The 25,064-nt window shown below is 71.8% G+C and carries 21 protein-coding genes and 1 pseudogene; 11 read left to right on the forward strand and 11 right to left on the reverse strand.

The window, feature by feature from the left end:
- Nucleotides 1-90: 90 nt before the first annotated feature.
- A complete protein-coding gene (locus LRS14_RS27325) occupies nt 91-1,179 on the reverse strand; it encodes a type II asparaginase (protein WP_404977626.1) in 1,089 nt (362 codons plus the stop codon).
- Nucleotides 1,180-1,321: 142 nt separating this feature from the next.
- On the reverse strand, nt 1,322-2,407 hold the full coding sequence (locus tag LRS14_RS27330; protein WP_257801836.1) for a helix-turn-helix transcriptional regulator: 1,086 nt from the start codon (nt 2,405-2,407) through the stop codon (nt 1,322-1,324).
- A gap of 59 nt (nt 2,408-2,466) precedes the next feature.
- On the opposite strand from LRS14_RS27330, the gene fdhD reads away from it, so the two are divergent.
- The gene (gene fdhD, locus LRS14_RS27335) at nt 2,467-3,303 is read left to right on the forward strand and encodes a formate dehydrogenase accessory sulfurtransferase FdhD (RefSeq protein WP_257801838.1); all 837 of its coding nucleotides are present in this window, start codon (nt 2,467-2,469) and stop codon (nt 3,301-3,303) included.
- Here fdhD and LRS14_RS27340 read toward each other — a convergent pair.
- The 3 genes from LRS14_RS27340 to fusA all read right to left on the reverse strand — a co-directional run bounded on the left by LRS14_RS27340 (nt 3,261) and on the right by fusA (nt 8,706).
- Nucleotides 3,261-5,669, reverse strand: coding sequence for a DUF3772 domain-containing protein (locus tag LRS14_RS27340; protein WP_257801839.1), 2,409 nt, complete (start codon nt 5,667-5,669; stop codon nt 3,261-3,263). The two genes, fdhD and LRS14_RS27340, sit on opposite strands and share 43 nt — an antisense overlap.
- Nucleotides 5,670-5,796: 127 nt before the next feature.
- A complete protein-coding gene (locus LRS14_RS27345; protein WP_257801840.1) occupies nt 5,797-6,525 on the reverse strand; it encodes a methyltransferase in 729 nt (242 codons plus the stop codon).
- 78 nt (nt 6,526-6,603) lie between these two features.
- Nucleotides 6,604-8,706 carry an elongation factor G gene (fusA, locus tag LRS14_RS27350; protein WP_257801841.1) on the reverse strand — a complete coding sequence of 701 codons (2,103 nt, stop codon included), beginning with the start codon at nt 8,704-8,706 and terminating at the stop codon, nt 6,604-6,606.
- Nucleotides 8,707-8,905: 199 nt separating this feature from the next.
- Here fusA and zwf point away from each other — a divergent pair, with 199 nt between their 5' ends.
- Nucleotides 8,906-10,369, forward strand: coding sequence for a glucose-6-phosphate dehydrogenase (zwf, locus tag LRS14_RS27355; RefSeq protein ID WP_046116207.1), 1,464 nt, complete (start codon nt 8,906-8,908; stop codon nt 10,367-10,369).
- On the opposite strand, the gene LRS14_RS27360 is transcribed toward zwf, so the two are convergent.
- The 4 genes from LRS14_RS27360 to LRS14_RS27375 all read right to left on the reverse strand — a co-directional run bounded on the left by LRS14_RS27360 (nt 10,299) and on the right by LRS14_RS27375 (nt 13,341).
- Nucleotides 10,299-10,682 carry a HipA domain-containing protein gene (locus LRS14_RS27360; RefSeq protein ID WP_310740885.1) on the reverse strand — a complete coding sequence of 128 codons (384 nt, stop codon included), beginning with the start codon at nt 10,680-10,682 and terminating at the stop codon, nt 10,299-10,301. The genes zwf and LRS14_RS27360 overlap by 71 nt on opposite strands.
- Nucleotides 10,683-10,754: 72 nt before the next feature.
- Nucleotides 10,755-11,354 (reverse strand): aspartate kinase, encoded by a 600-nt coding sequence (locus LRS14_RS27365; RefSeq protein ID WP_046116206.1) that lies wholly within the window; start codon nt 11,352-11,354, stop codon nt 10,755-10,757.
- Nucleotides 11,355-12,413, reverse strand: a complete 1,059-nt coding sequence (locus LRS14_RS27370; protein ID WP_257801842.1) for a hydantoinase/oxoprolinase family protein — start codon at nt 12,411-12,413, stop codon at nt 11,355-11,357.
- Nucleotides 12,406-13,341 (reverse strand): ATP-grasp domain-containing protein, encoded by a 936-nt coding sequence (locus LRS14_RS27375; RefSeq protein ID WP_257801843.1) that lies wholly within the window; start codon nt 13,339-13,341, stop codon nt 12,406-12,408. The genes LRS14_RS27370 and LRS14_RS27375 overlap by 8 nt, the downstream gene beginning before the upstream one ends.
- A gap of 12 nt (nt 13,342-13,353) precedes the next feature.
- On the opposite strand from LRS14_RS27375, the gene LRS14_RS27380 reads away from it, so the two are divergent.
- The 9 genes from LRS14_RS27380 to LRS14_RS27420 all read left to right on the forward strand — a co-directional run bounded on the left by LRS14_RS27380 (nt 13,354) and on the right by LRS14_RS27420 (nt 24,322).
- Complete coding sequence (locus LRS14_RS27380) at nt 13,354-14,094, forward strand: HisA/HisF-related TIM barrel protein (protein ID WP_046116203.1); 741 nt, start codon at nt 13,354-13,356, stop codon at nt 14,092-14,094.
- Between the two features lie 284 nt (nt 14,095-14,378).
- The gene (locus LRS14_RS27385) at nt 14,379-15,599 is read left to right on the forward strand and encodes a formylmethanofuran dehydrogenase (RefSeq protein ID WP_257801844.1); all 1,221 of its coding nucleotides are present in this window, start codon (nt 14,379-14,381) and stop codon (nt 15,597-15,599) included.
- Nucleotides 15,596-17,275: a formylmethanofuran dehydrogenase subunit A gene (locus LRS14_RS27390; protein WP_046116201.1), complete on the forward strand. Its 1,680-nt coding sequence runs from the start codon at nt 15,596-15,598 to the stop codon at nt 17,273-17,275. Before LRS14_RS27385 ends, LRS14_RS27390 begins: the two co-directional genes overlap by 4 nt.
- Nucleotides 17,275-18,192 (forward strand): formylmethanofuran--tetrahydromethanopterin N-formyltransferase, encoded by a 918-nt coding sequence (gene fhcD, locus LRS14_RS27395; protein WP_257801845.1) that lies wholly within the window; start codon nt 17,275-17,277, stop codon nt 18,190-18,192. Before LRS14_RS27390 ends, fhcD begins: the two co-directional genes overlap by 1 nt.
- Entirely contained in the window at nt 18,189-19,028 is an 840-nt protein-coding gene (locus LRS14_RS27400; protein ID WP_257801846.1) for a formylmethanofuran dehydrogenase subunit C, read from the forward strand. The genes fhcD and LRS14_RS27400 overlap by 4 nt, the downstream gene beginning before the upstream one ends.
- Before the next feature lie 25 nt (nt 19,029-19,053).
- Entirely contained in the window at nt 19,054-19,587 is a 534-nt protein-coding gene (gene fae / locus LRS14_RS27405; RefSeq protein ID WP_046116199.1) for a formaldehyde-activating enzyme, read from the forward strand.
- A gap of 85 nt (nt 19,588-19,672) precedes the next feature.
- Complete coding sequence (locus tag LRS14_RS27410) at nt 19,673-21,559, forward strand: chorismate-binding protein (protein ID WP_257801847.1); 1,887 nt, start codon at nt 19,673-19,675, stop codon at nt 21,557-21,559.
- Between the two features lie 2 nt (nt 21,560-21,561).
- A complete protein-coding gene (locus tag LRS14_RS27415) occupies nt 21,562-22,248 on the forward strand; it encodes an HAD family phosphatase (RefSeq protein WP_257801848.1) in 687 nt (228 codons plus the stop codon).
- Between the two features lie 85 nt (nt 22,249-22,333).
- Nucleotides 22,334-24,322 (forward strand): methyl-accepting chemotaxis protein, encoded by a 1,989-nt coding sequence (locus LRS14_RS27420; protein WP_257801849.1) that lies wholly within the window; start codon nt 22,334-22,336, stop codon nt 24,320-24,322.
- A gap of 24 nt (nt 24,323-24,346) precedes the next feature.
- Here the strand turns inward: LRS14_RS27420 and LRS14_RS27425 are convergent, their stop codons facing one another.
- Nucleotides 24,347-24,547 carry a DUF3606 domain-containing protein gene (locus tag LRS14_RS27425; RefSeq protein ID WP_046116196.1) on the reverse strand — a complete coding sequence of 67 codons (201 nt, stop codon included), beginning with the start codon at nt 24,545-24,547 and terminating at the stop codon, nt 24,347-24,349.
- A 73-nt stretch (nt 24,548-24,620) separates the two neighbouring features.
- A pseudogene (locus tag LRS14_RS27430) lies at nt 24,621-24,937 on the reverse strand (EthD family reductase).
- Between the last annotated feature and the right edge of the window lie 127 nt (nt 24,938-25,064).

A 25,064-nucleotide genomic window follows, 5' to 3' on the forward strand; every position in this document is an offset into this window, starting at 1 on the left:
CGAGGCGGTGAGGTCGTTGAAGCGGCGTTGCAAACCGATGCACGCCATGCAAATGCGGCATGCGGCGCCGCATGCCGTTACGTCTTCGCTTCAGTATTCCCAGAAGATCCGCTGCAGCTCGGCGCTGCTGCGCGGCCGGGTGAGCGCCACCGCGGCCAGGATCTTGGCCTTCTGCGGGTTCAGGTCGTGGGCCACCACCCAGTCGTACTGGTCGTCGGGCTGCTCGGCATTGCGCAGCACGAAGCCGCCTTCGCCCACGCGGGTGGAGCGCACGATCATCACGCCCTTCTCGCGGATGGCCTTGAGCTTGTCCACCGCGTAGTTGGGCACCGACCCGTTGCCCGTGCCCGCATGCACGATGGCCTTGGCGCCGCCTTGCACCGCGGCGTCGTACAACGCCGGGTTCATGCTGCCCGAGCCGTAGACGATGGCCACTTCGGGCAGCGCATCGATGGCGTCGATGTCGAACTCCGAGTTGATCGTGTGCCGCTTGGCCAGGCTGCGGAACCAGTAGGTCTTGCCTTCCACCACCATGCCCAGCGAGCCCCAGGGGCTGCTGAAGGCGCTGGTCTTGATGTTCACGCGCTTGCTGGCGTCGCGGCCCGACAGGATGTCGTCGGCCATGGTCACCAGCACGCCCTTGCCCTTGGCGCTGGGCGACGCCGCCACCACCACCGCGTCGTACAGGTTGAGCATGCCGTCGGCCGACATCGCGCTGCCCGGCCGCATGGAGCCCACCACCACGATGGGCTTGTCGCTACGCACCACCAGGTTCAGGAAGAAGGAGGTTTCTTCCAGCGTGTCGGTGCCGTGGGTGACCACCACGCCGCTGACCTCCGGGTCCTTCAGCAGGGCCGACACCCGCTTGCCCAGCACCACCAGCTTGTCGTTGGTGAAGCTCTCGGAGGCGATCTGGAAGGCCTGCTCGCCACGCACGTTGGCCACGCTGGCCAGCTCCGGCACGCCGGCGATCAGCTTGTCCACCGGCACCTTGGCCGCCTGGTAGGTGGCGCTGTTGAGCGCCGAGGCACCGGCACCGGCGATGGTGCCGCCGGTGGCCACGATCACCACCGTGGGCTTGGCCGCAGGCGTGGCGGCCTGCTGCGCCCAGGCGGGCAGCGCGGCCAGGGTGGCGGACGCCACCAGGGCGGCGCAGGTGGCCCGCAGGCCGGAGGTCATGTTCTTCATCAAGGGCTCTCCTCTTGGCTGTGAAAAAACCAGCCGGAGTAGATGCGAGAAACGGGCCCGCAGCTGATACGGATCAGGCATGCCGGTGCACCAACAACGCATGGCGCGTGGCACGGGCGCCGCAGCCCCCTGGTCAGGCAGCCGCTGCGCCGGCCTCGCCCAGCAGGCCGGCATCCAGCGGCGCCACGCTGCCGCAGGCATCCGGCTGGTAGCCGGCCAGCTGCGACACCGCGGCGCGGTAGGCCGGGCTGCGCACCACACCCAGCATGGCCTGCACCAGCGGCTGCTGCAGCGCGCCCGGCCGGCAGGCCAGGAAGTAGCGCTCGGCCTGCACCGGGATGAACTCCAGCCCGAAGCGGCGCGCCGCCGCCTCCACGCCGAAGGCCACGTCGGCCATGCCGCTGGCCACGTAGGCGGCCACCGCCGCATGGGTGTGCTCGCCCTGCTCGTAGCCGGCGATGCGGCTGCCGTCCAGCCCGCGCTGGGCCAGCAGCAGGTCCAGCAGCAGCCGGGTGCCGGAGCCGCGCTCGCGGTTGATGAAGCGCACCTCGGGTCGCAGCAGGTCGTCCACCGCGTACACCCGCCTGGGGTTGCCGGCGGCCACCATCAGGCCCTGGCGCCGCAGCACCAGGTGGATGGCACGCAGGTCGCCGCTGAGCCAGCGCGCATGGTGGGCCAGCACCTGCCTGCCCAGCGGGCCCACCGGCAGGTGCAGCCCGGCCACGTCGCAGGCGCCGCCATGCACCGCGGCCGCGGCCTGCTCGCTGTTGCAGTACTTCAGCTCCAGCGGCAGCTGCGCCGCCTCCAGCTGGTGGGCCAGCGCCTCCACCGCGAAGCCGTGGCTGGCCCACAGCCGCAGCGCGGTGCCGCTGGGTGCCAGCTGGGTGTGCAGCTCGGCTTCCAGTTCGGAGGCCAGGCTCTCCAGCACCGGCGAGAGCCGCGCGCCGATGCGGCGGTCGGCCCACACCAGCGTGCGCGCCAGCGGCGTGAGGGCCGAGCCCTTGCCGCGCTGCATCTGCAGCAGCGGCGCGCCCAGCACGGCCTCGGCCTCGCGCAGCAACTTCCAGGCATGGCGGTAGGACCCGCCCTCGTGCTCGCTGGCCGCGGCCAGACTGCCGTGGTCCTCCACCAGCGACAGCAGCGCCAGCACCCGCGCAGGCAGCTCGCGGCCCTCGGCGTTGCGGATGTTCCAGTGCGGTCGGATCGATACGTGCAGCACGTTGGCGGTACCCGGGGCTATGCTTGGCCGGGCCAGTTTAGTCACATGCCTCCAACACCATGACCGACGACGTCGCCGATGCCTGCCTGCCCGCCTTCGAGGCCCTGCACGTCACCCGCTGCCGCGCCGACGGCACGGGCACCGATGCCGACGACGTGGTGGTGAGCGAGGTGCCGGTGGCCATCACCTTCAACGGCCTGTCGCATGCGGTGATGATGGCCACGCCCACCGACCTGGAGGCGATGGCCCTGGGCTTCGCGCTGTCCGAGGGGCTGATCGCCAGCCCGGCGCAGTGCTACGGCATCGACGTGACCGCCGGCCGGCTGGGCTGCGAGGTCGCGCTGGAGGTGGCGCAGCAGGCCTTCGTGCAGCTCAAGCACAAGCGCCGCTCGATGGAAGGCCGCAGCGGCTGCGGCCTGTGCGGCGTGGACAGCCTGGCCGCGCTGGACCTGCAGCCCGAGCCCCTGCCCGCCCGGCCGCCGGTGCCGGTGGCCGCGGTGCTGCAGGCCATGGCGCAGCTGGCGGACCACCAGCCGGTCAACCGCGCCACCGGCGGCTGCCATGCCGCCGGCTGGGCCACGCCCGACGGCGCGCTGCAGTTCGCGATGGAGGACGTGGGCCGCCACAACGCGCTGGACAAGCTGATCGGCCGGCTGGCGCAGCGCCGGCTGCTGGGCACGGCCGGCTTCGTGGTGATGTCCAGCCGTGCCAGCTACGAGCTGGTGCGCAAGTGCGCGCGGGTGGGCATCGGCACGCTGGCCACGGTGTCGGCGCCCAGCACGCTGGCGGTGGCCATCGCGCAGCAGGCCGGGCTGGTGCTGTATGGCTTCAGCCGCGGCCAGCAGGCGGTGCGTTATGCCGGGGTGGCCGGCGGTGCCGGCAGCGCGCCGGGCTGAGGCGGCGGCGCGGCCGGCTCGCGCAGCACCATCGAAGGCGGCTTCCACAGCGGCAGCCCGGCCGCCGGCAGCGCCTGCAGCACCTGGAACAGCAGCGCGCTCTTGACGCCATAGCTCTGCCGCGGCGAGGCAACGAACCCGGTGGCGTTGAACACCACGTTGCCGGCCTCGATGCCATCCAGCTGCACGTTGGGCGCGGGGTTGTCCAGCACGTCGGGATGGTCCACGAATGCCTGCAGCAGGATCTGGCGCGCCCGCTCGGTGTCGGTGTCCAGCGGCATGGGCAGCTTGATCTGCACCAGGCCCTGCGGGCTCTGGTGCGTCACGTTGCGGACCACCTTGGTGATGAACTCCGAGTTGGGCACGATCACCGTCGAACGGTCGCCCATCTGGATCTCGGTGGCGCGCACGTTGATGCGCCGGATGTCGCCCTCCACCCCGCCCAGCGCCACCCAGTCGCCCACCTTCACCGGCCGCTCCGCCAGCAGGATCAGGCCGGAGACGAAGTTGCTCACCACCGCCTGCAGGCCGAAGCCGATGCCCACCGACAGCGCGCTGGCGATCCAGGCCACCTTGTCCAGCGCCAGGCCGATGGCCGACAGCCCCAGGCCGATGGACACCACCGTGCCCAGGAAGCCCAGCAGCGTGGCCACCGAGGCGCGCATGCCCGCGTCCAGCGAGGTGGTGGGCAGGAAGCGGTCGGAGAACCAGCGCTTGACCGCCCGCAGCACCACCGTGGCCAGCAGGAACACCAGCACCGCCTGCAGCACCGCGGTGGGCCGCAGCTGCAGCTCGCCCACGGTGATGCCGTCGCGCAGCTGGTCGGTGCGGCGCAGCAGGTCGGACGGGCCTTCGCCGAAGGGCGCCAGCACCAGCACCAGCGCCACCAGCGCCACCGTCAGCCGCAGCGCGCCCGACACCAGCACCGCGGCCTGGCGCCGCAGCCGGCTGCCCGGCGTGTCGGCCTCGCCTTCGGGGCCCGCGCTGCCGGCGGCTTCGCTGCCGGGGGCGGAGCGCGAGGCGAGCCAGGCGGTGAACACGTCGTCGATCAGCGCGTCCAGCAGGAAGGTCGTCATGGCCAGCGTCGCGATCCAGGCCACCTGCCGCACCACGAAGGCGCCCAGCGCCACATAGCCGATCAGGATGGCCAGCACGCTGGCCGCCAGCAGCGTGCGCGCGAAGAACAGCGCCAGCGTCATCCAGCTGGGCCGGGGCAGGTGCTCGCGCTCGTCGCGCACCTCGTGGGAGCGGCGGCGCAGCCGCTCGCCGCGGCGCACCGTGTGGGCCAGCAGCACGCCCAGCGCCAGCGCATACATGCCGTTGACGGCCACCTCGGTGGCCAGGCTGGCCTGCACCAGCGAGGCCAGGCGCTGTACCAGCCAGCCCACGAAGATCAGCGCGCCGATCAGCGTGGGATGCCAGCGCAGGCCGGTGGCCACCTCGTCGGGCAGCGGCAGCAGCCGCCAGGAAGGCCGCGTGGCCGCCAGCAGCGCCGCGCCCAGGCCGGCCACGTAGGCCGAGAAGCACATGGCCCCCAGCATGCTGCCCAGCAGCACGCGAGCGGGCTCGGTCTCGGGCAGCGTCCAGCCGATGCCCCGCATCAGCGCATAGGCCACCGTGCCCGGCACCAGCACCGCCAGCAGCGCCTGCGCCACCGCATACACCGAGCGGCGCACGCGGCCCGAGGGCGTGCGCTCGGCCGCGATGGCCACCAGCCGCCGGCTCAGCCAGCGGCGCAGCGCGAACACGCCCACCACCAGCGCGCCCAGCCCGGCCCAGGCGCCACCCGGCGTGCGCGCGGCGGCCTCGGCCATGGTGCCGGCCAGCTGGCGCAGCCGCTGCAGGTCGCGAGGCGCATTGGTGCGCAGCTCGCTCCAGAAGCCGGGGGAAAGAATGGATTCGGTGCGCTCGAACAGCGCCGCGCGGAAGCGGTCGCGCCGCTGGCCGGCGGCCTGGTCGGCCAGCTGCTGGCTCTGCACCACCAGCAGCCGCGCGAGCTTGATGCGGGCGTCCAGCGTCTCGATGGTCTTCTGCAGGCCGCTGCGCTGCTCGGCCACGTCGGCGGCCTCGCCGCCCGTGGGCGGCGCCGGGCCCAGCTCGGCCAAGCGGGCGCGGGCGCTTTCCAGCTCGGGCGCCTGCTCCGCGGCGATGCGGTCCGCCTCCTCCTGCACCTGCAGCAGCAGGCGGCGCGATTCGGCCAGCTCGCTGCCCGGCACCGGCGCCTCGCCGGACAGGCGCTTCTCGATGCGCTCCACCTGCAGCCGCGCGGCATCCAGCGCGGTGTCCACCACATCGGCGGCGCGCGCGGGCGGCGCGGCGGCCAGCAGCAGGGCCAGCAGGAAGCCCAGCAGGAGGGCCAGCAGCACCTGGGGCAGCTGCGGCGCGGCCGGCGCGGCCCCGGGTCTCGTTCCCGCGCAAGCAGGCCTCGCGGTCTTGCGCAACGGCATCACATCCACTCCTGTCGATTCGCCCCGGCGGGGCGGGCGCAGGATGTTAGGCGAGGGTGGTGCGGGCCTGCGGCGGCAGGTGCCGCACGTAGCTGAGCAGCCGGCCCTTGTAGCCCGCAACTGCCGCGGTCTCGGCGCGGTCCAGCCGCTGCTCGGTGAGCGTGAAGCCCTGGCCGGCCATGTGGCGGTTGAAGGCGGCGCGGTTGCCGCGGTCGGGGTCGACGATCCACACCTCGGCGGCGGCGCCGGCATGCAGCTCGATGAAGCCGGCCAGGTCGTCGGCGGCGTCGCGGTCGTACAGCAGGTCGCTGCCAATCAGCAGGTCGTAGGGGCCGTCCACCGCCAGCTGCGCGGCTTCGCCTTCCCGCGGCAGTGGCGGCAGCGGCGTGCGCCAATGGCCGTAGCGGTACTTCATTGGCGCCAGGCCGTTGAGCAGCAGGTTGGCCTGCAGGAAGGCGCCGGTCAGCGGATGGCAGTCGCTGGCGGTGATGTCGGCGCCGCGGCGGTGGCCCACCAGGCTGGCCAGGCCGAGGCCGCAGCCCATCTCCAGGATGCGCTCCGCACCGCGCACCGGGCGCATCGCCAGCAGCGCGGCCAGTTCCGCGCCCGAGGGCCACAGCAGCCCGAAGAGGGGCCAGGTGGCCGACGAGATGCCGATGTCGGCGGCGTCCCCGTGGGGGTCGCTGAACTGCTGGCGGTCGAGCAGCGAGCGGATGAACAGGTCGTCCACGCCCGCCACGGCGATGCGCTCTTGCTTGGTTTCATAGCCGGGCATCGCGGGGCGTGCGAAGCCGGCAGCAAAGAGGCTTCGATCAAGGGAAAGGGCGCCGAGTATGCGCCCTGCCCGATGCCCCTACTTGTTGGCGATCACCGCTTCCACCACGTTGCGCGGCGCTTCGGCATAGTGCTTGAACTCCATCGTGTAGGTGGCGCGGCCCTGGCTGAGCGAACGCAGCGTGGTCGAGTAGCCGAACATCTCCGACAGCGGCACCTCGGCCTTCACCAGCTTGCCGCCGCCGCCGGCCATGTCTTCCATGCCCTGCACCATGCCGCGCCGCGAGGACAGGTCGCCCATCACGTTGCCCATGAAGTCCTCGGGCGTTTCCACCTCCACGGCCATTATCGGCTCCAGCAGCACCGGCTTGGCGCGGCGCATCGCTTCCTTGAAGGCCATGGAGCCGGCCATGCGGAAGGCGTTCTCGTTCGAGTCCACGTCGTGGTACGAGCCGAAGGTGAGCGTGACCTTCACGTCCACCACCGGGAAGCCCGCCAGCACGCCCGACTTCAGCGTTTCCTGGATGCCCTTGTCCACCGCCGGGATGTACTCGCGCGGGATCACGCCGCCCTTGATGGCGTCGACGAACTCGTAGCCCTTGCCCTGCGCCGACGGCTCCAGCGTGATGACCGCATGGCCGTACTGGCCGCGGCCGCCCGACTGCTTGACGAACTTGCCTTCCACGTCGGCGGCGGTGGTGCGGATGGTCTCGCGGTAGGCGACCTGCGGCTTGCCGACGTTGGCCTCCACGCCGAACTCGCGCTTCATGCGGTCGACCAGGATCTCCAGGTGCAGCTCGCCCATGCCGGCGATGATGGTCTGGCCGCTTTCCTCATCGGTGCGCACGCGGAAGCTGGGGTCTTCCTGTGCCAGGCGGTTCAGGGCGATGCCCATCTTCTCCTGGTCGGCCTTGGTCTTGGGCTCCACCGCCTGCGAGATCACCGGCTCCGGGAACACCATGCGTTCCAGGATGATGGTCTTGTCCGGGTCGCACAGCGTGTCGCCGGTGGTGGCGTCCTTCAGGCCCACCGCCGCGGCGATGTCGCCGGCGCGCACTTCCTTGATCTCGGCGCGCTCGTTGGCATGCATCTGCAGCAGCCGGCCCAGGCGTTCCTTCTTGCCCTTGACCGGGTTGTAGACCGAGTCGCCCGCCTTGATGACGCCCGAGTACACGCGGAAGAAGATCAGCTGGCCCACGTAGGGGTCGGTCATGATCTTGAAGGCCAGCGCCGAGAACGGCTCGTCGTCGGCCGGGTGGCGCTCGGCGGGGGTGTCGTCGTCCTCGTTGTGGCCGAGGATGGCGGGCACGTCCACCGGCGAGGGCAGGTAGTCGATCACCGCATCCAGCATCGCCTGCACGCCCTTGTTCTTGAAGGCGCTGCCGCACAGCATCGGCACGATCTCGCCGGCGATGGTGCGCTTGCGGATGGCGGCCTTGATCTCGTCCTCGGTCAGCGTGTCGCCGCCCAGGTACTTGTCGAGCAGCTCCTCGCTGGCTTCGGCCGCGGCCTCGACCATCTTGTCGTGCCACTCCTGCGCGGTGGCCTGCAGGTCGGCCGGGATGTCGATGTACTCGAAGCGCACGCCCTGGCCGGCCTCGTCCCAGACGATGCCCTTCATCTTCACCAGGTCGACCACGCCCTGGAAGTGATCTTCGGCACCGATGGGGATCTGCAGCGGCACGGCCACGCCCTTCAGCCGCTCGCCGATCTGGCGCTGCACGCGGAAGAAGTCGGCGCCCACGCGGTCCATCTTGTTGACGAACGCCATGCGCGGCACCTTGTACTTGTTGGCCTGGCGCCAGACGGTCTCGCTCTGCGGCTGCACGCCGCCCACCGAGTCGTAGACCATCACCGCGCCGTCCAGCACGCGCATCGAGCGTTCCACCTCGATGGTGAAGTCGACGTGGCCCGGGGTGTCGATGATGTTGATGCGGTGCTCGGGATAGTTGCCGGCCATGCCCTTCCAGAAGGCGGTGGTGGCGGCCGAGGTGATGGTGATGCCGCGTTCCTGCTCCTGCTCCATCCAGTCCATCGTGGCGGCGCCGTCGTGCACCTCGCCGATCTTGTGGTTCACACCCGTGTAGAACAGGATGCGCTCGGTGGTGGTGGTCTTGCCGGCGTCGATGTGGGCGCTGATACCGATGTTGCGGTAGCGCTCGATGGGAGTCTTGCGGGACATGGCGGTGATCCTCCTGGCGGTTCGGGCGGGGCGCCCGGGTTGCCGCGTTGGCTGGCGCAGCTTAGCGGGCCCACGGTAGGCTGGCGAGTTTCGGGGTCAACGCACCGGCCCGGCCGCGCCACTGGCACCGAAATCGCTTGACCTCCGTTGCAGTTCATCCTCCACAGAAGTCGAAAACCCTCCGGGAGAGGAGACCCCCTTGGCCAAGATCCAACAAGGCGTAGGACCGCAGTATCCGCAGGTGGTGGTGCTGGTTGGCGCCACTGGCGACCTGGCGCGGCGCAAGCTGCTGCCGGGCCTGTTCCACCTCGTCAACGCAGGCTTCATTCCGGGCTGCCGCATCATCGGCGTCTCGCTGGACGACCTGGATGCCGACGGCTTCCGCGACGTGGCCCGCAGCGCGCTCGACGAGTTCGCGGCCCGCAAGGTGTCGCCCGCAGCCTGGGAGGCCTTTGCCGCCATCCTCGACTACGTGCCGCTGGCCGCCGGTGCGCCCGCGCTGCGCGAGGCGGTGCAGCGGGCCGAGGCCTCGCTGGGCCGCGAGACGCGGCGCCTGCACTACCTGAGCGTGCCGCCCAGCGCGGCGCTGCCGGTGGTGCGCATGCTGGGCGAGGCGGGCCTGGTGGAAAACGCCCGCATCGTGATGGAGAAGCCCTTCGGCACCGACCTGCAGAGCGCGGTGTCGCTCAACGCGCACCTGCACGAGGTGTTCGCGGAGGAGCAGATCTTCCGCATCGACCACTTCCTGGGCAAGGAGCCGGCGCAGAACATCCTGGCCTTCCGCTTCGCCAACGGGCTGTTCGAGCCGATCTGGAACCGCAACTTCATCGACCACGTGCAGATCGACGTGCCCGAGACGCTGGGCCTGGGCAAGCGCGCCGGCTTCTACGAGCAGACCGGCGCCTACCGCGACATGGTGGTCACGCACCTGTTCCAGATCCTGGCCTTCATGGCGATGGAGCCACCCACCTCGCTGGAGCCGGTGCCCATCAGCGAGGAGAAGAACAAGGTCTTCCGCAGCATGCTGCCGATCGCGCCGCACGACGTGGTGCGCGGGCAATACAGCGGCTACCGCAAGGAGGAGGGCGTCGACCCCGAGAGCGACACCGAGACCTTCATCGCGCTGAAGTGCCACATCGACAACTGGCGCTGGGCCGGCGTGCCCTTCTACCTGCGCACCGGCAAGCGCATGGCGCAGGGCCAGCGCATCATCTCCATCGCCTTCCGCGAGCCGCCCAAGAGCATGTTCCCGCCCAACTCGGGCGTGGGCTCGCAGGGGCCCGACCACCTCACCTTCGACCTGGCCGATGCGTCGAAGATGTCGCTCTCGTTCTACGGCAAGCGCCCCGGCCCGGGCATGCGGCTGGACAAGCTGAGCCTGCAGTTCGCGATGCGCGACACCGGCCTCATCGGCGAGGTGCTGGAAGCCTATGAGCGGCTGATCCTCGACGCGATGCGCGGCGACCGCACGCTGTTCACCACCGCCGAGGGCATCGAGCGGCTGTGGCAGGTGTCCACCCCGCTGCTGGAGCAGCCGCCGCCGGTGCGGCTGTACGAGCAGGGTTCGTGGGGACCGAAGCCGGTGCACCAGCTCATCGCGCCGCATGCCTGGCGGCTGCCGTTCGAGCGGGTGTGGCGGGATCCGGACAACACCGGCAGTTGAGGCCGGCCCTGCTGGAACCGCTGCACCTGAGCCGCCGTGGCGCGGCGCCGGCGCATGCCAGTGGCGGGCGTGGATGGTGTCCAGCGTGCCGTGCGCGTTCTTCGAGCGCAGGGCCATCGCCAGGCCGGCGCGCTTGCGCGCGACTGGCTGGGTGCATCGCCTGGCACAGGTCCGCCCGCGGCAGCCGCGCGATCCAACGGCGACCGTCCATCCACTGGCGGTCGAAGCGTTCCACCACGAGCACCGTCTGGTCCCCGAAGCGGGCCACCTCGGTGCGGGCCACCGGCAGGCCGAGGCCGGCCAGGTCTGGCACCAGCGGCCGCGGTGGGGGCTACATGACCGAAGCCAGTAAAGCCGGGTTATCCGGGATCACCGATATCCCGTTTCACACGCCCAGGTAGCGCACGTCCCCCAGCAGCATGGCCCGCATCTCGGCCAGCTCGGCCTTGTGCAGCAGCTCGATGGGAAAGGCCGCGCCGTGGGCCCGGCGGGCGAGCGGGGCGTCGATCACGCCGCTGGCACTCATGTCGGCCAGCGACATGCGGTGGTCGATGGCGCAGGACTTGACGAACACCAGCCGCTCCGCATTCAGGCTGTGCGCCAGGTCGAAGGCGATGGTGTCGGAGCTGGCTTCCCAGTTGGTGCGGTCGTCCATCGTCTCGCGCTGCAGCTCCAGCGGCAGCCACAGCGCCGTGCGGCCGGTGTGCAGCACCCGATGGATGTCACTCTTGCGCGTGGCCAGCCGCAGCGCGGGATTGAGCGCATGCAGCTGGTAGGCCGTCTGCGCCATGGCCAGCACCGCCATGTTGTGCGCGGCCAGGTCGTCGAACTGCCATTCGGTCTGCGCCCGCCGCACTTCGTTGGCAAAGCGGCCGCCGCCCGGCACCACGGTCACGCGGCCGCCGCCCAGGTCGGCCAGCAGCTCCAGCCAGTGGGGCAGCAGCGGATCGGTGCACACGCTGCCGCCCAGCTTGACGATCCACATCTAGCGCCGCTCCTTGTCGTAGAGCGCGGCCACGGCCACGCAGGGTGCGCACACCTGGGCCCAGGGCGCCAGCTCGGGCGTGGCGCGGGCCACATGGCTGCCGTAGTGGATGCAGCGCGAAGGCATGCGCTGCGACTGCTGCAGCAAGTCGGGCGCCAGGAAGCTGCCGCAGCCGGCACTCACCGCCACCGCGGACTCGCCCAGGCCATGCAGCTCGACCACGCGGCGCAGCTGGCCGCCCAGCTCGGCCACCTGCGCAGCACGCCAGGCATGGGCCATCTGCAGCCACTCGGCGGGCGTGGCATCCCGGGCATCCAGCCCGATCATGCGGGCCAGGCGGCGGCGCGTGGCCTCCATGTCCTTGGCGCCGCCATCGGCGCCGGGCTGCTGGTCGTGCGCGGGGTCCAGCTCGCCGGTCAGGCGATAGACGTCGGCGGTGGTGGCGAACAGCTCGTTCATCACGTTGAGCATGCGGCCGCCGAAGGCGATGCGCGGCCCCAGCGCGCACAGCGGCGTGCGCACCACGCCGTGGTAGACCAGTTCGCCGGAGGCCAGGCGGTCCACGTCGCTGCGTGCGGTGGTGAGCACGCGCCCGCCACGCAACGCGATCAGGTCGGTGGTGGTGCTGCCGATGTCCACCAGCACGCCTTCGTCCACCGCCTGCGCCGCATGCCGGGCCGTGGCCAGCCAGTTGGCCGAGGCGATGTGCACCCACTGAGCGCCGGCCTGCGGCGCCTCCACCCAGCCGTGGTCGCCGGCATAGCAGTGCACTGCGCCCAGCCGCTGCGCGGCCAGCGTGGCGATGCGCTGCACGCCCTGCTCGCGGTGCTCGAACAGGTCCACCATCTCGCCGGTCATGGTCAGCGCATGGTGTGCGCCCGCCATCCGTGGCCAGCGGGCCAGCGCCTGGTCCAGCACCTGCTCCAGCCGGTCCAGGCCCTGCCACAGCGGGCAGGCCCACTGCGCCACGTCGACGAGCTGGCCGTGCTGCACCAGGCAGGCCTTGGCATGGGCGCCGCCGATGTCCCAGCCGACGGTGACGCCGCCGCCTTCAGGCATGGGCCGGCTCCCGCGCGTACAGGGTCAGCAGCTCGGCCGCCAGGTTGCGGTCCAGCGCGGCCGACAGGCCGGCATAGGCGCAGGTGATGCGGGGGTTGATCTCGATCACCACCGGCCCGTGCTGGTGATGCCACACCAGGTCGATGCCGACGAAGCCCTTCAGCCCCGGCAGCGCCTGCGCCACCGCAGTGGCGATGCGGCCCAGCGATTCGGCGCCCGGCAGTGCATTCACCCGCACGCCGTGGAAGTGCACGCGGCCGGCGTCGTCCACCGCCACGTCCTGGCAGTTGACGCTCAGCACCTCGGCCTCGCCACCGCCGCGGCACAGCAGCGACAGGCTCAGCGCCTCGCCTTCCACCCAGGGCTCCAGCGTGGCCACCTGGCCGGTGCGGGCCCGCGCCAGCTGGTCGTGCAGCGCGGCTTCATGGCTGCGGTGCACGCGGGTGTCCAGCGCGCCGGCGCCGTCGTCGGGCTTGACCACCCAGCGCCGCGCCTCGGCCATGCGCAGCGGCGTGCACACGCCGGCCTCGTCCAGCCGCTGCAGCGTGGCGCGCTTGCTGCCGGCCACGGCGATGGCCTGCGGCCGGCAGCCCATCCAGCGGCCGGGCGACACCTGGCGGCTGTAGTGCAGCAGCAGGCCGCCGGTCTCCGGCGCCACCACGCAGGCCAGGTCGTGCGAGGCGGCCTCGCGCGCCATGAAGTCCACAGTGCGCTCGCCCTTGCGCGGCCGCAGCGCGCGGGCGCGGGCGGGCAGCTCGTCGGCCTGCGGGCACACCGCCGCGGACACCTGCACGCCGGGCACGGCCAGCAGGTCGGCCACCAGGGCGTCGCGCATCGCGCGGCCCATGGGCATGAGCTCGTCCCGCTCGGCCGGGCCGCCGACATCGCCGCCCGCGGTGACATACTCGAACACGACCACCCGCTTCATCGTTGCTCCTGCATGGCTGCCGAGACCTCGCTCATTCCCGTGATGGACCTGCTCGGCGGGCAGGTGGTTCGTGGCGTGCGGGGCGACCGCCAGGCATACCGGCCCATCGTGTCGGCGCTGTGCGGCAGCAGCGACCCCGCCACGGTGGCGCGCATTCTCTGTGCCCATTGCGGCACCCAGCGGCTGTACGTGGCCGACCTGGATGCACTGATGGGCGGCCCGCCGCAGTACGCGGTGCTGCACACCCTGCTGGAAGCCCTGCCCGAGCTGGAACTGTGGCTGGACGCCGGCTTTGCCGATGCCGCCGCGGCGCAGGCGCTGATGACCCGTCTGGGCAGTTTCGCCGCCGCCCATGTGGTGCCGGTGTACGGCAGCGAGTCGCTCAAGTCGCGCGAGGCGCTGGCGCAGGCCTTCGACCGCCATGATCCTCTCGGCGCGCGGGCGGTGCTGTCGCTGGACCGTCGCGACGGCCAGCCGCTGGACCCGGCCGGCTGCTGGCAGGCGCCCGAGCTCTGGCCGCAGCGCGTCATCGTGATGACGCTGGAGCGCGTGGGCTCCCAGGCCGGCCCCGACCTGGACACGCTGCAGGCCGTGCGTGTGCGCAGTGCGCCCGGCACGCTGCTGATCGGCGCCGGCGGCGTGCGCCATCCGGACGACCTGCTGCATGCCCACGAGGCCGGCGCCGACGCCTGGCTGGTGGCCAGCGCGCTGCACGACGGCCATCTGCCGCCAGCAGGCAGCACGCCGCGCTGAGCGCCGGCCGGCCCGGCCCACCACCCACGGGCCGGCTGCCCGGCCGTCCCTTCCGACCCACCACCTGCATCGCCGTCGATCACCGGCCGTTCTCCTGCCTGCCCGCCTGCGGCAGCCGCATCACGATTCGTGCCACCGGCCGGGGGCCCCTGGCGGCCGGCCCGGGCGGCCAAAAGCGGAACACTCTGTGGCACATCTGGCCCCGCGGGCCGTGTCGGGCGTGCCGGCGCTGCCCGCAGTCCCCGGGGCTGGGCGGTGGCACATCGCTTGCGTCCCGCGGGCCGATGACTTCCTCCTGGACCACCGCGTGGACCTGCCCGTTCTGCCCGCTGCTGTGCACCACGGCCGGCGTGCAGCCCGGCCCGCGCCTGCGGCCGATCACCGGCGCCAGCGGCCCTTGCCGGCATGCCGGGCCCGGCCTGGCACGGTTCGCCGACGTGCCTGCCGACGCGCAGCCGCGCATCGCCGGCCGGCCAGCCACGCTGGACGAGGCGGTGGCCCATGCCGCCGCGCTGCTGGGGGCCAGCATGCAGCCGCTGTTCGGCGGCCTGGGCACCGACGTGGCCGGCGCCCGTGCGCTGTATCCGCTGGCCTGCGCCACCGGCGCCATCTGCGACGTGGCGGCCGGCACGCCGATGTTCGAAAGCCTGCGGGTGCAGCAGGACCGCGGCGGCTACACCACCACCCTGGCCGAGGTGGCCGAACGGGCGGACCTGCTGCTGCTGGCCACGCCGCACGATGACGCCGCGCCGTCCGACACCATGGCCGACCTGCTGGCACGCTGCACCGCGGGTTCACCCGAGGTGCTCCAGCTGCAGCAGGCTGCCGGCGCAGGCGCCGATGCCTTCGATGCGCTGGCCTGGCTGGCCGCGCTGGTGGAAGGGCGCGGCGCCGTGCGGGCCCGTGCGCCGCAGGCCCTGCGGGTGCTGGCCGAGCGCCTGAAGGCCGCGCGTTATGCGGTCATCGTCTATGAGACCAGCCGGCTGCCCGCGCATGGCGGGCTGCTGATCGAGGCTCTGCAGCGCGTGGTGGCCACGCTGAACCGCAGCACCCGTGCGGCCGCGCTGGGCCTGGGCGGCGGGGCCGGGTCCACCGCGGGCGCGTACACCGTCAACCAGGTGTTCACCTGGCTGTCCGGCCTGCCGCTGCGCAGCCGGGCTGCGCAGGGCGGGCTGGAGCATGAGCCGCTGCGCTTTGCCACCGAGCGCCTGCTGGCCGATGGCGCGGTGGATGCGCTGCTGTGGATCGCCACCTTCGGACCGCTGCCCGTGCCCACCGCGGCCGCCGGCCTGCCGCGCATCGTGCTGGGCCATCCCGATCAGGCCGCCGAGGGCGACACGGTGTTCATCCCGGTCTCCACCCCGGGCGTGGGCTCGGCCGGCCACCTCTTCCGCACCGACGGCTCGGTGCTGCTGCCGCTGCGGCCGCTGTACGCCGACAGCCTGCCTACCGTGGCCACGGTGCTTCAGCGACTGCATGCCGCCTTCCAGGAAAGCACCGCATGACCTCCACCACCGTGCTGCGCGGCGGCCGCGTGATCGATCCCGCCAACGGCGTCGACCAGGTGCGCGACCTGTATCTGCGCGACGGCCGCATCGTCGGCCCGGACCCTGCCGCGCAGGCCATCGACGCCAGCGGCTGCGTGGTGATGGCCGGCGGCATCGACCTGCACACCCACATCGGCGGCGGCAAGGTGAACCTGGCGCGGCTGCTGCTGCCCGAGGACCACCGGCGCGCCGATGGTTCGCCCATCGCGCTTCCCGACAACCCGCTGGAGCTGGCCAGCTGCGGCAGCTGCGCACCGGGCACGCTGGCCACCGGCTACCGCTATGTGGAGATGGGCTACACCGCCGCCTTCGAGCCGGCGATGATGGCCTGCAACGCGCGCCACACCCACATGGAGATGGGCGACATGCCCATCCTGGACCACGGCGCCTACGTGATGCTGGGCAACGACGAGCTGTTCCTGGAGATGCTGGCCCGGGGCGAGGATTTCCAGCGCATCCGCGACTACGCGGGCTGGACGATCAACGCCGCCAAGGCCATGGGCATCAAGGTGGTGAACCCCGGCGGCATCTCGGCCTTCAAGTTCAACCAGCGCAAGCTGGACGTGGACGAGCCGCATGTGCACTGGCAGGTGACGCCGCGCACCGTGGTGCACACGCTGGCCCGTGCGCTGCAGGAGCTGGGCGTGCCGCACCCGCTGCACATCCACGGCAGCAACCTGGGCGTGGCCGGCAACATCGAGAGCACGCTGGCCACCATCGACGCGCTGGAAGGCCTGCCCGCCCACCTGACGCACATCCAGTTCCATGCCTACGGCACCGAAGGGCCGCGCAAGTTCTCGTCGGCCGCGCAGCCGCTGATCGAGGCGGTGAACGCCAATGCCAACGTCAGCATCGACGTCGGCCAGATCATGTTCGGCCAGACCGTCACCGCTTCGGGCGACACCATGCGCCAGCATGCGCAGTCGGGCTTCGCCCATCCGCGCAAGTGGATGGGGGCCGACATCGAATGCGAGGCCGGATGCGGCGTGCTGCCCTTCCGCTACCGCGAGCAGAGCTACGTGAACGCGCTGCAGTGGGTCATCGGGCTGGAGATCTTCCTGCTGGTGAAGGACCCTTGGCGCGTGGTGCTCACCACCGACCACCCCAACGGCGGCCCGTTCACCAGCTACCCGCACCTCATCAAGCTGCTGATGGACCGCAGCTTCCGCGAGGAGCAGCTGGCCAGGCTGCACCCCGACGTGGCGGCGCAGGCGGCCCTCAAAGGCATCACGCGGGAGCTGACGCTCAGCGAGATCGCCATCATGACCCGCGCCGCGCCGGCCCGGCTGCTCGGGCTGAAGGACCGCGGCCACCTGGGCGTCGGCGCCGCGGCGGACATCGCCGTGTACCGCGAGGAGCCCGACCGCGAGAAGATGTTCGCGCAGCCCGAATGGGTGTTCAAGGACGGCGTGGCCGTGGCCAGCCGCGGGCGCGTGCTGGCGGTGCCCACGGGCGGCACCTGGTTCGTCGAGCCCGAGTACGACCGCGGCATCGAGAAGACCCTGCGCCGCCACTTCGACCGGCTGGGCTCGGTGCCCTTCGATGCCGCGGCGATCGGCCACGACGAGCTGTGCAGCTGCTGCAACGGCGGGCGGCTGCTGCCGGTGGAATGCCTGGCCGCGGAGGCGACCTGATGGCCGCCGAGCACAACGGCGTCGCCATCGACGACGGCTTTGCCGAGGCCTTTCCGATGAAGGCCACGCGCATCCTCATCACCGCGCACAACATGCAGTGGGCGATGAACGCCGCCACCAGCGCCACCGGCTTCGCCACCAGCGTGATCGCCTGCGGCTGCGAGGCCGGCATCGAGCGTGAACTCGGCGCCGACGAAACGCCCGACGGCCGGCCGGGCGTGGCGGTGCTGATCTTCTCGATGAGCGGCAAGGAGCTGGCCAAGCAGGTGGAACGCCGCGTGGGCCAATGCGTGCTCACCTGCCCGACCACCGCGGTGTACGCGGGCATTGCCGAAGGCGAGGCCATTGCGCTGGGCCGCAACCTGCGCTTCTTCGGCGATGGCTGGCAGATCAGCAAGGTGATCGACGGCGTGCGCTACTGGCGCGTGCCGGTGATGGACGGCGAGTTCGTGGCGCAGGAAAGCACGGCGGTGACCAAGGCGGTGGGCGGCGGCAACCTGCTGTTCATGGCGACGGACGTGGAGGCCGCGCTGACGGTGTCGGAAGCCGCGGTGGCCGCGATGAAGCGCCTGCCCAACGTCATCATGCCGTTCCCCGGTGGCGTCGTGCGCTCGGGCTCGAAGGTGGGCAGCAAGTACACGACGCTCAGCGCCTCCACCAACGACGCCTACTGCCCCACGCTGCACGGCCTGAGCGAGCAGAGCCAGATCACGCCCGAGACCCGCTGCGTGATGGAGGTGGTGATCGACGGCCTGACCGAAGCCGACGTGGCCGCGGCCATGCGTGCCGGCCTCCAGGCCGGCATCGACATCGGCCGCGAAGGCGGGCTGGTGCGCATCGCCGCGGGCAACTATGGCGGCAAGCTGGGGCCCTACCACTTTCACCTGCACAGGCTGCTGCCGGGGGTGGGTGCATGAGCGGCGTGCTGGTTGAACTCACGCTGCGCCAGCGGCCACCGCTGCGGGTGGACCTGCGCGGGCTGCTGCCGGCCGCGCTGGCCAGCCTGCCGGTGGCGGGGATCGAACAGCTGCGCTTCGGCCATGGCCGCCATGCCGTGCCGCTGGCCGAGTGGTTCGGCGTGCAGCGCCGGGAGGTGGCGGACCTGCCGGATGGCAGCGCCGAGCTGCGGCTGGTGGGCGACTGCAGCCGCTTCGACCGCATCGGCACCGGCCTGATGGCCGGCCGCATCGTGGTCGAAGGCGCGGTAGGCGACTACGCCGGCGCCGGCATGTCGGGCGGCGAAGTGCATGTGCAGGGCCATGCCGGCCTGCTGGCCGCCTGCGAGATGGCCGGCGGCCTGCTGCGGGTGGATGGCGACGTCGGCGACTTCGCCGCCTCGGCCCTGCCCGGCAGCATGGACGGCATGCGCGGCGGCAGCTTCATCGTCGGCGGCAACGCCGGCCAGCGCTTCGGCGACCGCATGCGCCGCGGCACGGCGATGATCCGCGGCGATGCCGGCGACCTGCTGGCCTCGCGCATGGTGGCCGGCACCATCGCCGTGGCCGGCAGCGTGGGCGCGCATCCGGGCTACGGCATGCGGCGCGGCAGCCTGGTGCTGGCCGGCCCGGCGCCGGCCATCGTGCCCACCTTCGTGCCGGCCATCGCCGAGGTGCCGGTGGCCTGGCAACTGCTGGCGCGCAGCCTGGCCCGCCACGGCGGTGCCTTCGAGACGCTGCCGCAGCGGCGCATCGTGCGCCACCTGGGCGACCTGTCGGCCCAGGGCAAGGGCGAGCTGATGCTCGTCGAACCATGAACCCCGTGAAGGAAAGCAGACCGCGATGACCCAGCCCTATCTCTTCCATGCCGGCGAGGCCACGGTGCTGGCCAAGGAAGGCCAGTACACCGACGCGATGCCGGAGATCCTCATCGGCCGCACCGACGGCCCGGTGGGCCAGGCCTTCGCCAACATGATGGCGCAGAGCAAGGGCCACACCGCGATGTTCGCCATCCGCGCCTGCAACCAGCTCGTGCGGCCGGCCACCATCGTGGTGCCCAAGGTCACGTTGAAGGACATGGCCAACATCGACCTGTTCGGCGGCGTGGTGCAGAGCGCCACGGCCGATGCGGTGGTCGATTGCCTGATCGAAGGCATCATCCCCAAGGCGGTGGCCAATGAGCTGTGCATCATCAGCCTGGTGTGGATCGACCCGCGCTGCGCCAACGATCCGCAGCTGGACAAGAAGGACATGTACCGCACCAACTACGAGGCCACCAAGCTGGCGTTGAAGCGGGCGCTGAACAACGAACCGTCGGTGGAAGAGCTGATCGCGAACAGGCACACCATCAAGCACGACATGGACGACTGGAGCTAGATGTCAGCCTTGGGAGCGGCCCGGCGGCGGACCGGGGTACGGTACCCGTCCGCCATCGCTTCATGCCGTCTGCTAACGTTTCTTCATGATCCTGCTGCCTGCCTTCGCCCTGCTCGACGACCGTGACGCGACGCGGGAACGGCCGACGAGCCGGCTGTACGAAGGGCTGGTGCAGACGCATCGCTGCAGCGATCCGGCCACGCTGGAGGCCACCTGGGCGCAGGTGGAGGCCGACCAGCGCGCGGGGCTGCATGCGGTGCTGCTGGCCGACTACGAATGGGGTGCGAAGCTGCTGCAGGCCGGCCACCAGGCCCTGCCGGCCGAGGACGGCTCGGCCCTGCGGGTGCTGATGTTCCGCAGCCTCGAAAAGCTCTCCCGCGACGAAGTGGACGCCTGGCTGGCCGGACAGGAAGGCCAGGCCGAGCCCGGTGCCGCCGGCGTGGCGGGGTTGCAGCCCAGCGTGGACCATGAGGCTTTCGTGGCCGCCATCGGCCGCATCCACGAGGCCATCCGCGCCGGCGAGACCTACCAGGTCAACTACACCTACCGCCTCACCGGCCAGGCCTATGGCAGCCCGCTGGCGCTGTTCCGCCGGCTGCGGCAGCGGCAGCCGGTGTCCTACGGCGCGCTGGTGGTGGCCGGTGATGGCGAGGTGGTGCTGAGCTGCTCGCCCGAACTCTTCCTGCGGCACGAGGCCGGCCTGTTCACCGCGCGGCCGATGAAGGGCACCGCCCCGCGCATCGCCGCGCCCACGCGCGGGCCCGAGGGTGACAGCGAGACGGCGCGGCTGCTGCAGCAGGACATCAAGAACCGCGCCGAGAACCTGATGATCGTGGACCTGCTGCGCAACGACCTGGGCCGCATCGCGCAGACGGGATCGGTGCAGGTGCCGGCGCTGTTCTCCATCGAGCCCTACACCACGCTGTTCCAGATGACCTCCACGGTGCAGGCCCGTCCGCGTGCCGGCCTGCGCCTGCCCGACGTGCTGCGCGCCACCTTTCCCTGCGGCAGCATCACCGGCGCGCCCAAGCACCACACGATGTCGCTGATCGCCGGCCTGGAAAGCACGCCGCGCGGCCTGTACTGCGGTGCCATCGGCTGGGTGGATGCGCCGGCGGCCGGTGCCACGCTCGGCGAGTTCTGCCTGTCGGTGGCCATCCGCACGCTCACGCTGGAGGCGCCACGGCGGGGCCTGCGGCCGGCCCGGCTTGGCGTGGGCGCCGGCATCGTGCTGGACAGCGTGGCGGACGACGAATACGAGGAATGCCGGCTCAAGGCTCGCTTTCTCACCGGCCTGCCGCCGGGCTTCGAGCTGTTCGAGACATTGCTGTTCGAGCCCGCCACCGGCCTGCGCCACCTGCCGCGCCACCTGGCCCGCCTGCGTGCCAGCGCACAGGCGCTGGGCTTCGTGTACGACGAAGCCGCGGTGCAGGCGGCGCTGGCACCGGCGCAGGCGCTGGCCGCGCCTTCGCGCGTGCGGCTGGCGCTGGCGCATGACGGCCGTCTCCAGCTCAGCCATGCACCGCTGGCCGCGCTGCCGGCGGGCACGCCGGTGGGCCTGCTGGTTAGCCCGCACCGGCTGCCCGACCACCAGCCGCTGGCCGCCTTCAAGACCACGCTGCGCGCGCACTACGACGCCGGCGTGCAGCAGGCCGAGGCTGCCGGCGGCTTCGACAGCCTCTTTCTCACGCAGGACGGCCGGCTGGTGGAAGGCGGGCGCAGCTCGGTCTTCCTGAAGCTGGCGGGCCAGTGGTGCACGCCGCCGCGGGCCGATGGCGCCCTGCCCGGCGTGATGCGCGGCGTGCTGCTGGACGATCCGGACTGGGCCGCCGTCGAGCGCACGCTCACCCTGGCCGACCTGCAGGTCGCCGAAGCCATCGTGGTGTGCAATGCGCTGCGCGGCGCATTGCCGGCGCAGCTGCTGCCCGAGGCCCTGCCCGCGCCGGCGGCCGAGCAGCGGCAGGCCGCCTGACCATGCCGCCGGGCCTGGCGCTGTTCGACCTGGACCACACGCTGATCCCGTTCGACAGCGGCATGGCCTGGATCAGCTTCCTGGCCGGGCAGGGCGCCCTGCCGCCGGAGGCGCCCGGCGACCACCTGGCCTGCTGCCAGCGCTTCGTCGCCGGCCAGGCCGACATCCATGACCTGCACCGGGCCACCGTCGCGCCGCTGGCCGGCTTTGCGCCGCGGCAGCTGCAGGCCTGGCTGCAGCGCTTCGAAGCGGACATGGCCACGCGGCTGCCGCCCGACATGAAGGCCCTGGTGGCCGGCCACCGTGCCGAAGGGCACCTGTGCCTGCTGGTCACCGCCACCAGCGCCATCGTCGCCGAGCCCTTCGGCCGGCTGTTCGGCCTGCACGAGGTGGTGGCCACCCGGCCTCGCCTGACTGCCACCGGCCTGCCCGATGGCGGCATCGACGGCCTGCCCTGCCACCGCGAGCACAAGCCCGCCCACGTGGCCGCCGCGCTGGCGCGGCGCGGCTTGTCGCTGGGCGCGTTCGAGCACAGCTGGTTCTATTCCGATTCGGCCAGCGACCTGCCGCTGCTGCAGGCCGTCAGCCACCCGGTGGCGGTGCGGCCCGATGCGGCGCTGCGGTCCGAGGCGCGGTCCCGGGGCTGGCCGGTGATCGGCCAGTGGGCCGCCGTGCCGCCGCCGGTTTGATGTAACGCAAGCCCGCAGCACTTCGCCCTCAAGCGTCGCTCAGACCTGCCGACAAAGCCGTCACAAATGATGTGAAGGCAGATGCATGACCAGCAGCAGTAATGCGGCGCCCGGCCTGGGCTCCGCGCCTGGCGATACCTCCCACTCGCGCCCTGTGCGCACCGGGTTCTTCCAACATCACGGCATCTGGGCGCCCGGCGTGCGGTTGTTCAGGCGCATCGGCTTCAGCGGGAAGGCGATGCTGGTGTCGGTGGCCTTCCTGATGCCGCTGGTGCTGCTGATGGTTTCCTACCTGCAAGGGGTGGACGAGTCGCTGACCTTCACCCGCAAGGAGCTGGCCGGCGTACAGCTGCTGCACAAGATCGAACCCTGGCTGGTGGAAGTGCAGAAGCAGCGACGGCTGGTGATCGCCGGCCAGCAGGCCGCGCCCGACCTGCCGGCCATCGAGGCGCTGCTGGCGCCGGTGCAGGCCCTGGTGGCCGCCCGGCCGCAGGGCGTGGACGCGTCCGCCGCCTTGTCCACCGCGCTGCAGGCCCACCGGGCGCTGCAGCAGCAAGGCGCCGGTGCGCAGGGCCAGCGCCTGCAGGCCTATGTGGATGCGGTGCGCTCCGCTCGCGCTTCGGTGCTGGACGTGTCCGGCCTCTCGCTGGACCCGGAGCAGGCCACCTATTACCTGATGAGCGTGGCCGCCCTGGGCGCGCCCGACCTGGTGGAGGCCGTGTCGCGCAGTCGCGCAATGGCCGGCTCACTGCAGCAGGCCGGCGCCACCGCGGCCGGCGTGCGCGAGCTATATGGCGTCTGGTACACCGGCCGCCAGGCGGTCGACGGGGTGCTGGACGGCCTCCACCGCGCCGCCGAGGCCGAGCCCCGCGTGAAGACCCGTGCCGACGGCACGGCCGCGGCCGACGCGGCCCGCCGTTTCCTGGACGAAGCCGCGCGGCCCTGGTTCGCCGATGCCTTCAGCCACGATGCCAAGGCGCTGGACGGCCACGGCCAGGCCGCGGTGGACCAGTTGCGCCGCCTGGGCACCGAGGGCACGCTGCTGCTGCAGGACCTGCTGCGCGAGCGCGAGGCGCGGGTGGTGCTCAACCGCAACCTCACGCTGGCCGTCACCGCGGGCTCGCTGGCCCTGGTGCTCTACCTGTTCTATTCGTTCTACCTGGTGATGGACGGCGGCCTGGGCGAGGTGGAACGCCACCTGAAGGCGATGACCGCCGGCGACCTGACCACCAGCCCGCGCCCCTGGGGCCGCGACGAGGCGGCGGCACTGATGACCACGCTGTCGGAGATGCAGGCCAGCTTGCGCGGCATCGTGGGCGAGGTGCGCCAGGCCTCCGACAGCATCGTGCATGCCAGCGGCGAGATCGCCACCGCCTCCAGCGACCTCAGCGCCCGCAGCGAGCAGGCAGCCGCCAACCTGGAGGAATCGGCCGCGGCCATGGACCAGATTTCGTCCACCGTGCAGCACACCGCCGACAGCGTCAAGCGCGCCACCGAGATGGCCGTGGGCAATGCCGACAGCGCCGGTGCCGGCGGACGCACCATCGACGAAGTGGTGCGCACCATGGGCGGCGTGCAGGCCTCGTCGCGCCGCATCGGCGACATCATCGGCACCATCGACGGCATTGCGTTCCAGACCAACATCCTGGCCTTGAACGCGGCCGTGGAGGCGGCGCGCGCCGGCGAGCAGGGCAAGGGCTTCGCCGTGGTGGCCAGCGAGGTGCGCAACCTGGCGCAGCGTGCGGCCGAGGCCGCCCGCGAGATCAAGCAGCTGATCGCCGACAGCCTGCAGCGGGTGGAGGAGGGCAGCAACGTGGTGGGCCACGCCGGCGAGCGCATGGGCGAGCTGGTGGACACTGCCGTGCGCATGCGCCAGCTGATGACGGAAGTGCTCACCGGCACCGAGCAGCAGAGCGCCGGCGTGGCGCAGGTGGGCGTGGCGCTGCAGACGCTGGACCAGCAGACGCAGCAGAACGCCGCGCTGGTGGAGCAGACCGCCGCCGCCGCCAGCACGCTGCGCGACCAGGCGATGGCCCTGGCCGCGCGCGTGGCGCGCTTCAGGCTGCCGGCCTGAAGCCCACCGGCGCGGGAGAAACGTTCAGCCCGCGCCGGCGCTGCTGCCTTGCTGCAGCAGGTGCTCCCGCACCGCGGCCGGATCGGTGCCGGCGGCCAGCACGGCTTCCTGCAGCTGCTCCAGCGTGATGCCGAACACACCGCACCAGTACTTCACGACGCTGGGGTTGTCGGTGTCCACCGTGGTGGGAATCGGATCCTCGGGCGGTCCGTCGATGTCGGTCATGGGTGCTCCTTGATGCAAGGAGCTTCGGCAATGGCCGTGCCGGCACCCGCGTCAAAGCGCCTGGCAGGAGAGGTCACTCCACCACCACCTCGCTCACCATCATCACCGGCTGCAGGTCGGTGTAGTTGGAGGATGTCGCCCAGGATCTCCTGGGCCTTGGGGGGCGAAGGCGGCTTGGAAGGCTTCCACGCTGTCGAAGAACAGCGAGCAGGTGCCCACGTAGGGCGGGGCGGAGCCCGGGGCGCCGCCGGACAGGCCCTTGTCCACCGTGTAGCGCAGGCAGGCCGGGCCCAGCCTGTCCTGCACCATCGGCATGTGGCGGTCGCGGTAGTAGTCGTGGTCGAAGCGCGCACCCGGCGTGTGCGGGTACATCACGGTCACCTTGATCATCGTTTGCTCCTGCAGGGCGGCCGGCATGGCCGCCACCCGCGCAAGGTAGGCCATGCGGCGGCGCGGCGCATCCGGCACTACCCGGCTGGCGCGGGCCGTGCGCGGTGGATGCCGACTCCTGCGTCGC

Origin of the sequence: Aquincola sp. J276, from assembly GCF_024700035.1 — a bacterium.
In the GTDB taxonomy this organism is placed as follows: domain Bacteria; phylum Pseudomonadota; class Gammaproteobacteria; order Burkholderiales; family Burkholderiaceae_C; genus Aquincola; species Aquincola tertiaricarbonis.